Source organism: Pseudomonas sp. LS2P72, assembly GCF_054897865.1.
In genome coordinates this window covers 1828379-1843237 of sequence record NZ_CM142708.1, presented here as the reverse complement: position 1 = coordinate 1843237, position 14859 = coordinate 1828379, and the positions used below count along the sequence as shown (strand labels likewise).

Annotated in this window: 11 protein-coding genes; all 11 read right to left on the bottom strand. The window is 58.1% G+C overall.

What is annotated here, in order from left to right:
* Positions 1 to 75: 75 nt before the first annotated feature.
* Positions 76 to 1389 carry a tRNA lysidine(34) synthetase TilS gene (gene tilS, locus ACYZUA_RS08490; protein WP_461962734.1) on the bottom strand — a complete coding sequence of 438 codons (1314 nt, stop codon included), beginning with the start codon at positions 1387 to 1389 and terminating at the stop codon, positions 76 to 78.
* Between the two features lie 123 nt (positions 1390 to 1512).
* On the bottom strand, positions 1513 to 2460 hold the full coding sequence (locus tag ACYZUA_RS08485; protein ID WP_461962733.1) for an acetyl-CoA carboxylase carboxyltransferase subunit alpha: 948 nt from the start codon (positions 2458 to 2460) through the stop codon (positions 1513 to 1515).
* A gap of 139 nt (positions 2461 to 2599) precedes the next feature.
* Positions 2600 to 6121 (bottom strand): DNA polymerase III subunit alpha, encoded by a 3522-nt coding sequence (gene dnaE, locus ACYZUA_RS08480; protein ID WP_461962732.1) that lies wholly within the window; start codon positions 6119 to 6121, stop codon positions 2600 to 2602.
* Positions 6122 to 6337: 216 nt separating this feature from the next.
* Positions 6338 to 6964 carry a ribonuclease HII gene (gene rnhB / locus ACYZUA_RS08475; RefSeq protein WP_161990825.1) on the bottom strand — a complete coding sequence of 209 codons (627 nt, stop codon included), beginning with the start codon at positions 6962 to 6964 and terminating at the stop codon, positions 6338 to 6340.
* A gap of 11 nt (positions 6965 to 6975) precedes the next feature.
* Entirely contained in the window at positions 6976 to 8106 is a 1131-nt protein-coding gene (lpxB, locus tag ACYZUA_RS08470) for a lipid-A-disaccharide synthase (protein WP_140677641.1), read from the bottom strand.
* A gap of 2 nt (positions 8107 to 8108) precedes the next feature.
* The gene (lpxA, locus tag ACYZUA_RS08465; RefSeq protein WP_095128093.1) at positions 8109 to 8885 is read right to left on the bottom strand and encodes an acyl-ACP--UDP-N-acetylglucosamine O-acyltransferase; all 777 of its coding nucleotides are present in this window, start codon (positions 8883 to 8885) and stop codon (positions 8109 to 8111) included.
* Positions 8882 to 9322 carry a 3-hydroxyacyl-ACP dehydratase FabZ gene (fabZ, locus tag ACYZUA_RS08460; RefSeq protein ID WP_008154051.1) on the bottom strand — a complete coding sequence of 147 codons (441 nt, stop codon included), beginning with the start codon at positions 9320 to 9322 and terminating at the stop codon, positions 8882 to 8884. The genes lpxA and fabZ overlap by 4 nt, the downstream gene beginning before the upstream one ends.
* Before the next feature lie 107 nt (positions 9323 to 9429).
* A complete protein-coding gene (lpxD, locus tag ACYZUA_RS08455) occupies positions 9430 to 10485 on the bottom strand; it encodes a UDP-3-O-(3-hydroxymyristoyl)glucosamine N-acyltransferase (RefSeq protein ID WP_461962731.1) in 1056 nt (351 codons plus the stop codon).
* Positions 10486 to 10487: 2 nt separating this feature from the next.
* On the bottom strand, positions 10488 to 10991 hold the full coding sequence (locus ACYZUA_RS08450; RefSeq protein WP_010462812.1) for an OmpH/Skp family outer membrane protein: 504 nt from the start codon (positions 10989 to 10991) through the stop codon (positions 10488 to 10490).
* Between the two features lie 45 nt (positions 10992 to 11036).
* Complete coding sequence (bamA, locus tag ACYZUA_RS08445; protein WP_461962730.1) at positions 11037 to 13412, bottom strand: outer membrane protein assembly factor BamA; 2376 nt, start codon at positions 13410 to 13412, stop codon at positions 11037 to 11039.
* Positions 13413 to 13486: 74 nt separating this feature from the next.
* The gene (gene rseP, locus ACYZUA_RS08440; protein ID WP_461962729.1) at positions 13487 to 14839 is read right to left on the bottom strand and encodes a sigma E protease regulator RseP; all 1353 of its coding nucleotides are present in this window, start codon (positions 14837 to 14839) and stop codon (positions 13487 to 13489) included.
* Positions 14840 to 14859 lie beyond the last annotated feature (20 nt).

Here is a 14859-nt window from a genome sequence, read left to right as displayed (position 1 = left end):
CGGCAACTCCTGCAATTCAGGCGAATCCACAGAAGTTGTATCAAGAAGGGAGCGTAGTCTACCGGAAAGCCCCTTTCAGCTCAAACCTAGATCTTCGTGCGGCGGCTGCCAAAGCAAATTCCAACGATCCTTTGCATTGCCGTCCAAGCCCGGCAGGTTGGCCACCGCCAGCAATTGCTCGCCTCGGTAGAGCAGCGGCAATCTGCCACGGGCAAAACCCGGCACGCCGCTTTCGTTGAGCAATCGCTTCAGATCGCGATGGCCGCGACCGGGCAAATTCATCACCTCACCTCCCTCACGATAGCGGATATGCAGCAGGCCATCGGGGATTTGGCCGGTGAGTGTGAGCACGCCGTTGTCCGGCAACACCAGCGATAGCGAGGGATCGGGCCAGTTTCCGACGGCGGGCGGCGGGCGCAACCAACTGCCGGACAACCACCAGATACGCCCGCCCGCCCGATGCAGTTCGCCATCCGCCAGCCGCCAGATCGGACGGGCATCGCCGGTGGCATCACGTAAATTCTCCCAACCCGACCAATGGTCACTGTCCGGCAGTCGCGTCAGCGTTTCGAGCCAATGACTTAACGCATTACGCTGACGAGCAGCAGACAGCCGTTCCAATGCCGCCAGTTCCAGGGACGGCAATCCCAGCCAATTAAAATCATTGGCAGTGCTGGCGTCAGCCAGGTCGATTTGCGCAAGCTCATCAAGCAACCCCTGCGCTTCGCTTAGATGCGCAGCACTGCGAGCCATGGTCGTAACCGCTTGCGGCCAGCGCTCGGTCAATACCGGAAACACCTGATGGCGCAGGTAATTTCGCGAGAGTTGCCGATCCTGGTTCGATGGGTCTTCGATCCAGCTCAGCCGATGCTCCGCCGCATAAGCTTCAAGTTCAGCCCGCGTGACATCGAGCAATGGCCGAAGCAAATGCCCTTTACCGAGCGGGCGCTGGCGTGGCATCCCCGATAATCCCCTCACCCCTGCCCCACGCAACAGCCGAAACAACAACGTTTCTGCCTGATCGTCACGGTGCTGGGCGGTCATCAACACTTCATTGGCCCGAGTCGCCTCGATGAACGCGGCATATCGCGCATCCCGAGCTGCACGCTCAATGCTGGCGCCGGGTTGAACCTGCACGCGAACAATCTGCAGCGGCACACCCAGCGCATCACAGACCGACTGACAATGATCCGGCCACGCATCAGCCACAGCCTGAAGGCCGTGATGAACATGGATGGCGCTTAGCGCCGGCAGGGATTCGGTTTTCGCGAGGTGTACGAGAAGGTGCAACAGAACGGTGGAGTCGAGACCGCCGGAGAATGCGATGCGCCAGGTTGCAGCGTTGCGCCATGGAGCAAGTTGCTTGAGAAGCGTTGAGTAAAGAGTCATGAACGCACCAAAACCTGTAGGAGCCGAGCTTGCTCGCGATGAACGATAACGCGGTCGGCCTGTTAAACCGAGGCGTCCCTATCGCGGGCAAGCCTTGCTCCTACATGATTCAGGAGCGATCGATCAGAGACCGTAGCTCATCAGACGCTCGTAACGGCGAGCCAGCAGTGCGTCATTGTCGAACTTCTTCAACATCGCCAGCTGCGAGCTCAGCTCGGCACGGATCGATGCAGCCGCAGCGGCCGGATTACGGTGCGCGCCGCCCAAAGGCTCGCTGATCACTTTATCCACAATCCCCAGGCCTTTGAGGCGCTCGGCAGTGATGCCCATGGCTTCGGCAGCGTCCGGCGCTTTCTCGGCGGTCTTCCACAGAATCGAAGCGCAACCTTCCGGCGAAATCACCGCGTAAGTCGAGTACTGCAACATGTTCAGTTGATCGCAAACGCCGATCGCCAGCGCACCACCGGAACCACCTTCACCGATCACGGTGGCGATGATTGGGGTTTTCAGGCGCGCCATGACACGCAGGTTCCAGGCAATCGCTTCGCTCTGGTTGCGCTCTTCAGCGTCGATACCAGGGTAAGCGCCTGGGGTGTCGATGAAGGTCAGGATCGGCATTTTGAAACGTTCGGCCATTTCCATCAGGCGGCACGCCTTGCGGTAGCCTTCCGGACGCGGCATGCCGAAGTTGCGGCGAACTTTCTCGCGCACTTCACGACCTTTCTGGTGACCGATGATCATCACCGGCTGGTCGTCCAGACGGGCGATGCCGCCGACGATCGCAGCGTCGTCGGAGAAGTGACGGTCGCCGTGCAGTTCGTCGAACTCGGTGAAGATGTGTTCGATGTAGTCCAGGGTATATGGACGTTTCGGGTGACGCGCCAGACGCGCGATCTGCCAGCTGGTCAGCTTGCCGAAGATGTCTTCGGTCAATGTGCTGCTTTTGTCCTGCAGGCGGGAGATCTCATCGCCGATATTCAGCGAATTGTCATTACCGACCAAGCGCAACTCTTCGATCTTGGCTTGCAGGTCGGCGATCGGCTGTTCGAAATCTAGAAAATTCGGGTTCATAGGCGTCCGTCTTGGGTCGACATCCAAGAGAGCTTGGGCCGGCCGGTTGTCTATTCGCGCCCTACCTTAAGGGAGAGGCGCGTTCAGGTCGAGATTAAAAATTCAGGTCGAGATCAGATGAATCAATACCACCTGACCGTCAACGGTATTGGAGGAAGACGTTGTCTCGCCCGAACTGGTCACGCAAGGCTTGAATCAAGGCATCCGCCGGGTCGATCCGCCAGGTCTCGCCGAACTGCAGCAAGGCCTTCGCATCGGGACTGGTGTATTCCATGGTGATCGGGCACGCGCCACGGTGACGCTTGAACAACTCACCGAGCCAGCGTAGCTGATCGCCTTTCAAATCCTGGGTCTGCAGCTTCAAACGCAGGCTTTCGGCCAGGTTGGTGCGCGCATCTTCCATGCTCATCACCCGCTTGACCCGCAGCCGCAAGCCACCGGAGAAATCGTCGTTGCTGACTTCGCCTTCGACCACCACCATCGCGTCGGTCTGCAACAACGATTGCGCCGAATGGAACGCCTCGGCAAACAGCGACGCTTCGATCCGTCCAGAGCGGTCGTCGAGGGTGATGAAACCCATCTTGTCGCCCTTTTTGTTCTTCATGACTCGCAGGGCGATGATCATGCCCGCGACGGTCTGAGTATCACGGGCCGGTTTCAGATCGATGATGCGCTGACGGGCGAAACGGCGGATTTCGCCTTCATATTCGTCGATCGGGTGACCGGTCAGGTACAGGCCCAGGGTATCTTTCTCCCCTTTCAGCCGTTCCTTGAGGGTCAGCTCCTTGGCCTTGCGGTGATTGGCGTAGACATCGGCGTCTTCTTCAACGAACAGACCACCAAACAGGTCGACATGACCGCTGTCGTGGGTGCGCGCGGTTTGTTCGGCCGCCTTGATCGCCCCTTCCATGGCGTTCAGCAAGACCGCCCGGTTGCGGTCGATATTGGCCTGGTAGGCTTTCTGCTCGTCATGGAAGTAAGGACCCAGACGATCCAGCGCACCGCTGCGGATCAAACCGTCCAGGGTGCGCTTGTTGATACGTTTGAGATCGACACGGGCGCAGAAATCGAACAGATCCTTGAACGGTCCTTCCTGACGCGCCTCGGTGATGGCTTCCACCGGACCTTCGCCCACACCTTTGATCGCGCCGAGGCCGTAAATAATCCGGCCTTCGTCATTCACCGTGAACTTGAACTCCGAAGTATTCACATCCGGCGCGTCGAGACGCAGCTTCATGGTGCGAATTTCTTCGATCAAGGTCACGACCTTGTCGGTGTTGTGCATATCCGCCGACAGTACCGCGGCCATGAACGGCGCCGGGTAGTGCGTTTTCAGCCAGGCGGTCTGGTATGACACCAGGCCATAAGCGGCGGAGTGGGATTTGTTGAAGCCGTAACCGGCAAATTTCTCTACCAGGTCGAAAATGTTACCGGCGAGGTCGGCGTCGATATTGTTGGTCTTGCAACCGTCAATGAAACCGCCGCGCTGCTTGGCCATTTCTTCGGGTTTTTTCTTACCCATGGCTCGACGCAGCATGTCAGCGCCGCCAAGGGTGTAACCGGCCATGACCTGAGCAATCTGCATCACCTGTTCCTGATACAGGATGATGCCGTAAGTCGGTGCCAGAACCGGTTTGAGGCCTTCGTACTGATAGTCCGAGTGCGGGTACGCGAGTTCGGCGCGACCGTGCTTACGGTTGATAAAGTCGTCCACCATGCCCGATTGCAATGGGCCCGGACGGAACAGGGCCACCAGTGCGATCAAGTCTTCCAGGCAGTCGGGCTTGAGCTTTTTGATCAGCTCTTTCATGCCGCGCGACTCAAGCTGGAACACCGCAGTCGTTTCAGCTTTTTGCAGCAACTGGTAAGTCGGCTTGTCATCCAGCGGGATGAACGCGATGTCCAGCGGCGGCTCATCGACCTTGGCGCGATCGCGGTTGATGGTTTTCAGCGCCCAGTCGATGACTGTCAGGGTCCGCAGACCGAGGAAGTCGAACTTCACCAGACCGGCAGCCTCAACATCATCCTTGTCGAACTGGGTGACCAGACCATCACCGGCCTCATCGCAATAAATCGGCGAGAAGTCAGTCAGTTTGGTCGGGGCAATAACCACACCACCGGCGTGCTTGCCGACGTTACGCACAACGCCTTCAAGCTTGCGGGCCATTTCCCAGATTTCGGCGGCCTCTTCATCAACCTTGATGAAGTCACGCAGGATTTCTTCCTGCTCGTAGGCCTTTTCCAGGGTCATGCCGACTTCGAACGGGATCATCTTCGACAGACGATCCGCCAAACCGTAGGACTTGCCCTGCACCCGCGCCACGTCGCGAACCACAGCCTTGGCCGCCATGGAACCGAACGTGATGATCTGGCTTACCGCGTTGCGGCCGTATTTCTCGGCCACGTAGTCGATCACGCGGTCGCGACCGTCCATGCAGAAGTCGACGTCGAAGTCGGGCATGGATACCCGTTCCGGGTTAAGGAAACGTTCGAACAGCAGGTCATATTCCAACGGGTCAAGGTCGGTGATCTTCTGCACGTAGGCCACCAGCGACCCGGCACCCGATCCACGGCCTGGACCTACCGGCACGCCGTTGCTCTTGGCCCACTGGATAAAGTCCATAACGATCAGGAAGTAACCGGGGAAGCCCATCTGGATGATGATATCCAGCTCGAAATTCAGCCGGTCGACGTAGACCTGACGCTTGGCTTCGTAGTCTTCTGTGGTGTCCTTTGGCAGCAGAACGCTGAGCCGATCTTCCAGACCATCGAAGGAAACCTTGCGGAAGTACTCGTCGATGGTCATGCCATCGGGGATCGGGAAGTTGGGCAGGAAGTGAGTGCCCAGCTTCACTTCGATGTTGCAGCGCTTGGCAATCTCGACGGTGTTTTCCAGCGCTTCAGGAATGTCGCTGAACAGCTCGGCCATTTCCTCGGCGCTTTTGAGGTATTGCTGATCGCTGTAATTCTTCGAACGCCGCGGATCGTCGAGGGCACGGCCCTCACCGATGCAAACGCGGGTTTCGTGGGCGGCGAAGTCTTCCTGCTTGATGAAGCGCACGTCGTTGGTCGCGACCAGCGGCGCACCGATTTTTTCAGCGAGGGCCACGGCACCGTGCAACTGTTCTTCGTCGTTGGGGCGGCTGGTGCGCTGGATTTCCAGGTAGAAGCGATCCGGGAACACGGCCATCCATTCGCGTGCCAGGTTTTCCGCTTCGGCCGGGTTGCCACTGAGCATCGCCAGGCCGATCTCGCCTTCCTTCGCAGCCGACAGCATGATCAAGCCTTCGCTGGCTTCAGCCACCCACTCACGCTCGATGATGACCGAGCCATTGCGCTGGCCGTCGATGAAGCCGCGGGAGATCAGTTCGGTGAGGTTGCGATAACCCACGGCGTTCATCGCCAGCAGGCTAATCCGGCTCAGAGCGTTATCCGGATCCTTGTTCGACAGCCACAGGTCGGCGCCGCAGATCGGCTTGATCCCGGCGCCCATGGCGGCTTTATAGAATTTGACCAGGGAACACATGTTGTTCTGGTCGGTGACCGCTACGGCAGGCATGTTCATGCCGACCAGGGTCTTGACCAGCGGTTTGATCCGCACCAGACCGTCGACCAGGGAATACTCAGTGTGCAGGCGTAGATGAACGAATGAAGCCGGCATAGTGATCCTGTCTGTAAACGTGAAGACAACAAGGCCCGGAAATCCGGCATTCAAAGCTACTACGCTTGGTAATCCAGCGTTGAACGGCAACTCGAAATGCTCATTGACTGACGTCAACTCCGCTTTCTCGCTGCCGTTCGCCTTGTCTTACCTGCGCTCGTGACGCTTTAAATCGCCGGATTGTACCGGGCCTTGGCAAAAACATCAGCCTTGCGACTAACTCTCGATCAGGTTTTCCCGCGCCTCGTAAGCCAGGCGTACCGGGGCGAACGAGCGGCGGTGAATCGGCGTTGGCCCCAAGCGGGCCAGCGCCTCCAGGTGAACGGGCGTCGGGTAGCCTTTGTGGCCACCGATGCCGTACCCCGGGTAGATCAATTCGAATGCAGCCATCTCACGGTCGCGGCTGACCTTGGCCAGAATCGACGCTGCCGCGATGGCGGGTACCTTGCCGTCGCCCTGCACCACCGCTTCGGCACGCATCGACAGTTTCGGACAACGATTACCGTCGATCATCGCCAGTTTCGGCGTGATGTGCAGGCCTTCGACCGCGCGCTGCATGGCCAGCATGGTGGCGTGGAGAATGTTCAGCTCGTCGATTTCTTCGACTTCGGCCCGAGCGATGCACCAACTCAGGGCTTTTTCGCAGATCTCGTCGTAGAGCTTTTCGCGGCGTGCTTCGGTGAGCTTCTTCGAATCATTCAGGCCCAGAATCGGACGGTTCGGATCGAGGATCACAGCGGCTGTCACCACTGCACCACAAAGCGGACCGCGACCGACTTCGTCAACGCCGGCGACCAGATCTTCAACTTCGGCGACCAGGGTGAAGTCCAGGCCCATCTGAATGCTTGCTTTGCTCATTGTGTTTTGCCGATCAGGTTCAGTACCGCGTCCGCCGCCTGATTGGAGGCGTCCAGACGTAAGGTACGGTGAATTTCATCGAAGCCGCGGGTCTGTTCTTCACCGCCTTCGATCAGTGGCGACAGCGTCTGGGCCAAGGCTTCAACCGTCGCATCGTCCTGCAACAACTCGGGCACCAACAGGCGCTGGGCCAGCAGGTTCGGCAAGGAGATGTAGGGACTTTTCACCATGCGCTTGAGAATCCAGAACGTAAGCGGTGCCAAGCGGTACGCGACCACCATCGGCCGTTTGTACAACAACGCTTCCAGCGTCGCCGTTCCGGAGGCGATCAGTACCGCGTCGCAGGCCGCCAGAGCCAGATGGGATTTGCCATCGAGCAATGTCAGCGGCAGATCTCGGCCCGCCAGCAGCTCTTCAAGTTGCTTGCGGCGCTCGGGGCCGGCGCAAGGCATGACGAACCGCACACCAGGGCGCAGGGCTCGCAGACGCTGGGCGGTATCGAGGAACAACGCACCGAGCCGGCCAACTTCGCCACCGCGACTACCGGGCATCAGAGCAACCAGCGGCCCGTCGGGCAAGCCGAGTTCAGCCCGCGCGGCGGCGCGATCCGCTTCAAGCGGGATGGCGTCAGCCAGGGAATGCCCGACAAACCGCACCGGCACGCCCTTCTCTTCATAAAATTTCGCTTCGAACGGGAACAGCGTCAGCATCAGATCGCAGCCTTCGCGAATCTTCAGCACCCGTTTCTGTCGCCAGGCCCAAACCGACGGGCTCACGTAATGCACGGTCTTGATCCCGGCCTGACGCAGCTTGAGTTCGATATTGAGGTTGAAGTCCGGGGCATCGATACCGATGAACACGTCCGGCTTCTCGGCGATCAGGTCGGCAACCAGCTTCTTGCGGCGTGCCAGCAACTCGCGCAAGCGACCCAGCACTTCCACCAGGCCCATGACCGAAAGACGTTCCATCGGGAAATAGGAAGTCAGGCCTTCAGCCTGCATCAGCGGGCCACCGACACCGATGAACTCGACTGCCGGGTGCTGAGCCTTGAGGGCGCGCATGAGACCCGCGCCAAGAATGTCGCCGGAAGCCTCACCCGCTACCAGCGCAATACGCAGATTAGCCATGATTAACGAGTGATGCCGCGAGTCGAAGACTGGATGGAATCACGGAACACCGCGACTTCCGGGAACTGATCCGAAGGCTCGGCCAGTTCGGCGAGCGCCTGCTCGACCGTCAGGCCCTGGCGGTAAACCACCTTGTAGGCACGACGCAGGGCGTGGATCGCATCTTCGCTGAAACCGCGACGACGCATGCCTTCGAAGTTCATGCTGCGAGCTTCGGCCGGGTTGCCGAACACCGTAACGTACGCTGGGACATCCTTGCCGATGGCGGTGCCCATACCGGAAAAGCTGTGGGCGCCGATATGGCAATACTGGTGAACCAGGGTGAAACCGGACAGGATCGCCCAGTCTTCAACGTGCACATGGCCCGCCAACGCAGTGTTGTTGACCAGAATGCAGTGGTTGCCGATGACGCTGTCGTGGCCGATGTGGGCATAGGCCATGATCAGATTGTGGTCGCCCAGGGTTGTTTCAGAACGGTCCTGAACGGTCCCACGGTGAATCGTCACGCCTTCACGGATGACGTTGTGGTCACCAATGACCAGACGGGTTTCTTCACCCTTGTATTTCAGATCGGGCGTGTCCTCGCCTACCGAAGAAAACTGGTAGATGCGGTTGTGCTTTCCGATTCGGGTCGGGCCTTTGAGAATCACATGCGGCCCGATCACTGTCCCCTCGCCGATTTCCACACCTGCACCGATGATCGACCAAGGGCCGACCTCGACGCCGTCGGCCAGGATAGCCGCCGGATCGATGATTGCGCGAGGGTCAATCAAACTCATAGTTTGCGTTCCGCGCAGATGATTTCAGCAGAACAGACTGGCTTGCCATCGACCGAAGCCTGGCACTCGAACTTCCAGATCTGACGCTTGCAGCTGATGAAACGGGCTTCAAGGATCAATTGATCGCCTGGGGTGACGGGCTGGCGAAAACGCAGCTTGTCGGAGCCGACGAAGTAGTAGAGCGTGCCGTCGGCAGGCTTCACGTCGAGCATTTTGAAGCCAAGGATACCGGCAGCCTGAGCCATCGCTTCAATGATCAATACGCCCGGCATGATTGGATGCGCAGGGAAGTGACCATTGAAGAAAGGTTCGTTGATGCTGACATTCTTGTAGGCGCGAATGCGCTTGCCTTCCACATCCAGATCCACGACCCGGTCCACCAGCAGGAACGGGTAACGGTGAGGCAGGTATTCGCGAATCTCGTTGATGTCCATCATTTCGGGGGGAAGCCTATGTAAAGATTGGGAGGCGCGACTGACGCGCACCCCTCTAGCAAATCAAGGAGGCAGTCTAGCGGCTGTGCACACTTGATATGGAAATGGTATCAGCCATCTGATGAAGCATTACCGTCAGGGGTCACTTCCCCTACACGCTTTTCCAGCTGTCGCAGACGCCGCGCGATGTCATCGAGCTGACGGATGCGGGCCGCGCTTTTGCGCCATTCGGCTGCCGGCTGCATGGCTGTACCGGAAGAATAGGAACCCTTTTCGGTAATCGAATGGGTCACCATGGTCATCCCGGTGATGAAAACGTTGTCGCAAATTTCGATATGCCCCACCAGCCCTACGCCACCGGCGAGCATGCAATGCTTGCCGATTTTGGTGCTGCCGGAGATCCCCACGCACGCCGCCATGGCGGTGTGATCACCAACCTGCACGTTGTGGGCGATCTGAATCTGGTTGTCGAGCTTCACACCGTTACCCAGAACGGTATCGGCCAGTGCACCGCGATCAATAGCGGTATTCACGCCAATCTCCACGTCGTCACCGACCAGCACACCACCGATCTGGGCGATTTTCTGCCAGACACCTTTCTCGTTGGCAAAACCGAAACCTTCGCCACCGAGCACGGCACCCGATTGAATCACCACCCGTTTACCGATGCGAACATCGTGGTACAGCGTGACTCGCGGGGCCAGCCAGCCGCCCTCGCCAATCTCGCAGCGAGCACCAATGAAGCAGTGCGCGCCAACGGTCACATCCGCAGCAATACGTGCGCAGCTTTCGATCACCGCAAAAGCACCAATGCTCGCCGCTGGATCGACCACTGCATCCGCTGCCACAACGGCTGTCGGATGAATCCCGGCAGCCGCCTTTGGCTTGGGATCGAACAGATGGGAAATCCGCGCGTAGGCCAGATACGGATCAGGCACGACCAGCGCATTACCTGCAAAACCTTCAGCATCAGCGGCCTTCAGCAACAACGCTGCGGCCCGGCTGTCCGCCAGGTATTTACGGTATTGGGGGTTTGCGAGAAAGCTCAACTGAGCTGGGCCAGCCTCTTGCAAAGTGGCTAGCCCAGTAATTTCTTTCTCCGGGTCGCCACGCAGTGTGGCGCCGAGGAACTCGGCCAATTGGCCGAGCTTTATAGTCGCTGTCATGGTTACTTCAGCTGATTCATGCGCTCGATAACCTGGCGAGTGATGTCGTACTGAGGTTTGACATCAATCACTGCGCCACGCTCGAAGACCAGGTCAAAAGCACCTTTCTTGATGACTTCTTCCACAGCGCTGTCCAGTTTCGGCTTGAGCTGTTTCAGCATTTCACGGTCGGCAACGGCTTTGGCTTCGTTCAGTTCCTTGGACTGGAACTGGAAGTCACGGGCCTTCTGCTTGAACTCGAGTTCCAGGCGTTCACGTTCGCCTTGCTGCATCTTGTCGCCGCCAGCCATCAGACGGTCCTGGATACCTTTGGCACTGCTTTCCAAAGTCTTGAGCTTGGACAGCTGTGGACCGAACTTCTTCTCGGCATCAACGGCGTACTTCTTGGCCGCATCCGATTCCAGCAGTGCCATCTGATAGTTCAGAACGGCGATTTTCATGTCGGCAAAAGCCGGACCTGCAACCAGTACGGTCGCCAGGAGAACCAATTGAGTCAACTTACGCACGATGCACTCCTACAAAATCCATTGTCGTTATCTTGGGTCAGACGCTTAGAACGTCTGGCCGAGGGAGAATTGGAACACTTGAGTCTCAGCTTCATCCGGTTTCTTGATCGGCATGGCCAACGCGAAACTCAGAGGACCCAGCGCGGTAACCCAGGTCACGCCAACACCGACGGAGCTGGCCAGGTTGCTCAAGCTGATGTCGTTACACTGCGTGTTGGACTTCGAACCGTCAGCGTTCCTGGTCTCTTTGCACGTCGAGTCGAACACGTTACCCACGTCCCAGAAAACCGAGGTGCGAAGGGAACGCTGATCCTTGACGAACGGCAGAGGGAACAGAACCTCAACACCGCCCTGGATCAGGACATTACCACCGAATGGCAGTGGATCCTGGTCCGGGTCGACCGACGTCCCCGGGTTTTTACCGGTACTTGGTGTACTGCGAGGCCCCAGAGTACTGTCCTTGAAACCACGAACCGAGTTGAAACCACCAGCATAGTAGTTTTCATAGAACGGCAAGCCATCGGTCGAACCGTAGCCATCGCCGTAGCCCAGCTCGGTGTGCAGACGCATGGTGTAGTTTTCGGACAATGGCTGGAACACCTGGCCACGGTAATCGAGCTTGAAGAACGACAAGTCGCTGCCAGGCGTGGTGGTTTCCAGAGTCAGGCTCTGGGAACGACCGCGAGTCGCCAGTACGCCTTTGTTCAGAGTGGACTCGGACCAACCGGCCGAAGCCTTGAAGTTCAGGTAGTTGTCGCCCTCGCGGTTAACGAAGTCGAAGATCTCGTCAACGGTGTATTGGCCAGTCTTGATCTTGTCTTGTTGCGCAGTCAGGCCGAAGGTCAGACGCGAAGTCTCGCTGATTGGATAACCGACGCTCACGCCTGCACCCAGGCTGTCTACGGCATAGCTGGCTACGTCGACGTCGAGATCGTCGTAGTCGGTGGTGCGATAGAACGCGTTGTAACCCAGGCTCACGCCATCAGCAGTCCAGTACGGGTCGACATAACCGAAGTTATACCGGCTCTGGTATTCACTGCGAGTCAAACCGATGCTGACCTTGTTACCCGTACCCAGGAAGTTGTTCTGGGTGATCGAACCACCGAGGATCAGACCGGCGCTCTGGGCGAAACCGACGCTGGCGGTAATCGAACCGGAAGCCTGTTCTTCAACGCTGTAGTTCACGTCTACCTGGTCGTCGACGCCCGGCACGGCCGGTGTTTCGACGTTGACTTCCTTGAAGAAGCCCAGACGCTCAAGACGAGTCTTGGATTGGTCGATCAGGTAAGTCGAAGCCCAGCCGCCTTCCATCTGACGCATTTCACGGCGCAGCACTTCGTCTTCGGACTTGGTGTTGCCACGAAAGTTGATGCGGTTCACGTAAGCACGCTTGCCCGGATCGACAGCGAACGTGATGTCGACCGTGTGATCTTCATCGTGAGGCTGAGGCACGCCATTGACGTTGGCGAAGGTGTAACCCTCGTTACCCAGACGGCGGGTGATCAGTTCGGACGTGGTGGTCATCAACTTGCGCGAGAACACCTGGCCTTTCTGGACCAGCAGCAGAGACTTGACCTGGTCTTCAGGGACTTTCAGGTCGCCGCTCAGCTTGACGTCACGAACGGTGTACTTCTCGCCTTCATTGACGTTGACGGTGATATAGACGTGCTTCTTGTCCGGGGTGATGGAGACCTGGGTCGAAGCGATATCCATGTTGATATAGCCACGGTCCAGGTAGTAGGAGCGCAGACGCTCCAGGTCACCGGAAAGTTTTTCACGTGCATACTTGTCATCGTTCTTGAAGAACGACAGCCAGTTGGTGGTCTTGAGTTCAAACAGGTCGATCAGGTCTTCATCGGGGAAGACGGTGTTACCCACCACGTTGATGTGCTGGATAGCAGCAACGGTGCCTTCGTTGATATTGACCTTCAACGCAACGCGGTTACGCGGCTGCGGCACCACTTCAGTGTCGACGGTAGCCGAGTAGCGACCCTGAGCGACGTATTGGCGCTGCAGCTCGTTACGCACACCTTCGAGGGTCGCGCGCTGGAAGATCTCGCCTTCGGCCAGACCGGATTGCTTGAGGCCTTTCATCAGGTCTTCAGTGGAGATCGCCTTGTTACCCTCGATCTCGATGCTGGCGACTGACGGGCGCTCGACTACCGTAATGACCAGGACGTTGCCATCTCTGCCCAGCTGGATATCTTGAAAGAAACCGGTTTTGAACAACGCACGAGTGGATTCCACCAGGCGACGATCATCCGCCTGTTCACCGACGTTCAACGGCAAAGCACCAAAGACGCTACCCGCGGAGACCCGCTGGAGGCCATTGACGCGAATATCAGAGATAGTGAAGGACTCGGCGTGAACTTCGGCGATCATCAATACGGTGAGAACCGCAGTTAGCAGCAGACGTTTCATGAAGTCCTTTCTTATTCCAACTGGCAATAAACAAACTGCCGCAAAATGCGGCAGATTCGCAATTCAGCGAAGCGTTACAGTCGACCCAGATCATTGACAAGAGCAAGCAACATCACCCCGATCACCAAACTGATACCGATCTGTATCCCCCAACCCTGCACCCGATCCGACAAGGGGCGACCACGCGCCCACTCGATCAGATAAAACAACAAATGCCCCCCATCCAGTACAGGAATGGGCAACAAATTCAGAACCCCCAAGCTAATACTCAGATAAGCAAGGAAATTCAGGAAATCAGCGACACCCGACTGGGCAGAAGCGCCCGCCACTTTAGCAATGGTTATCGGTCCACTCAAGTTTTTTACCGAGAGCTCACCGAACAACATTTTCTTGAGCGAATCGAGGGTCAGTACGCTCATGGTCCAGGTGCGTCGAGCACCCTCCCCAATCGCCGCCACAGGACCATAACTCACTTCGCGAATCATCTCTGGCGGCCAATCAACTGCCTTCACCCCAGCCCCCAGATAACCACTGGGCGCCTTCTTCTCGCCGCGAGCGGCCAACGTCACAGGGACGTCGATTTGAGCACCTTCACGTTCAACGCGCAGCATGATTTTGGTATCAGGGTGCATACGGACCGTGTCCACCACCTGCTGCCAGTCATCAAGCGACTTGCCGTCCAGAGCCAACAGTCGGTCACCGGTCTTCAGGCCAGCAGCCTGTGCTGGGCCTTTCGGGTCAAGTTCGGCCAGGACCGGTGGCAGCGCCGGACGCCAAGGACGCAAACCCAGCGAACGAATCGGATCAGGCTCATCGGCACCCTTGAGCCATTTATCCAGCATCAGCTCACGGGGCGAATCTGCTGTGGAACCCTGATCACGAACCAGCAACTGCAGGGAGCCGCTCTCCCCAAGACGACGGACCAACTGCAGGTTCACCGCGGCCCAGCCGGAAGTTGGCTCGCCATCGATGGCAATGATTTCCTGGCCTGCGCTCAAACCTGCCTTGGCGGCGATACTGCCGGATTCGACTGCACCAATGACCGGGCGCACTTGCTCGCTGCCGAGCATGGCGAGCACCCAGAAAAAAAACATTGCCAGTAAAAAGTTGGCAATCGGGCCCGCCGAGACGATAGCGATACGCTGGCGGACGGATTTGCGATTGAAGGATTGATCAAGCTGATCGGCAGGCACTTCACCTTCGCGCTCGTCGAGCATTTTCACGTAACCGCCCAGGGGGATCGCGGCGACGACGAACTCAGTGCCTTTCTTGTCGTGCCAGCGCAGCAACGGCATACCGAAGCCCACGGAGAAACGCAGCACTTTGACCCCACAGCGACGTGCGACCCAAAAATGGCCGAATTCGTGGAAGGTGACCAGCACACCCAAAGCTACCAGGGTGCCGACAATCATATAGAGCGCGCTCATCTACTTTCTCCGCAATCCTG

Coding starts and splice junctions, on each gene's coding strand:
- tilS (WP_461962734.1), bottom strand. CDS start 1,389: ATGACTCTTTACTCAACGCTTCTCAAGCAACTTGCTCCATGGCGCAAC.
- ACYZUA_RS08485 (WP_461962733.1), bottom strand. CDS start 2,460: ATGAACCCGAATTTTCTAGATTTCGAACAGCCGATCGCCGACCTGCAA.
- dnaE (WP_461962732.1), bottom strand. CDS start 6,121: ATGCCGGCTTCATTCGTTCATCTACGCCTGCACACTGAGTATTCCCTG.
- lpxB (WP_140677641.1), bottom strand. CDS start 8,106: ATGGCTAATCTGCGTATTGCGCTGGTAGCGGGTGAGGCTTCCGGCGAC.
- lpxA (WP_095128093.1), bottom strand. CDS start 8,885: ATGAGTTTGATTGACCCTCGCGCAATCATCGATCCGGCGGCTATCCTG.
- fabZ (WP_008154051.1), bottom strand. CDS start 9,322: ATGATGGACATCAACGAGATTCGCGAATACCTGCCTCACCGTTACCCG.
- lpxD (WP_461962731.1), bottom strand. CDS start 10,485: ATGACAGCGACTATAAAGCTCGGCCAATTGGCCGAGTTCCTCGGCGCC.
- bamA (WP_461962730.1), bottom strand. CDS start 13,412: ATGAAACGTCTGCTGCTAACTGCGGTTCTCACCGTATTGATGATCGCC.
- rseP (WP_461962729.1), bottom strand. CDS start 14,839: ATGAGCGCGCTCTATATGATTGTCGGCACCCTGGTAGCTTTGGGTGTG.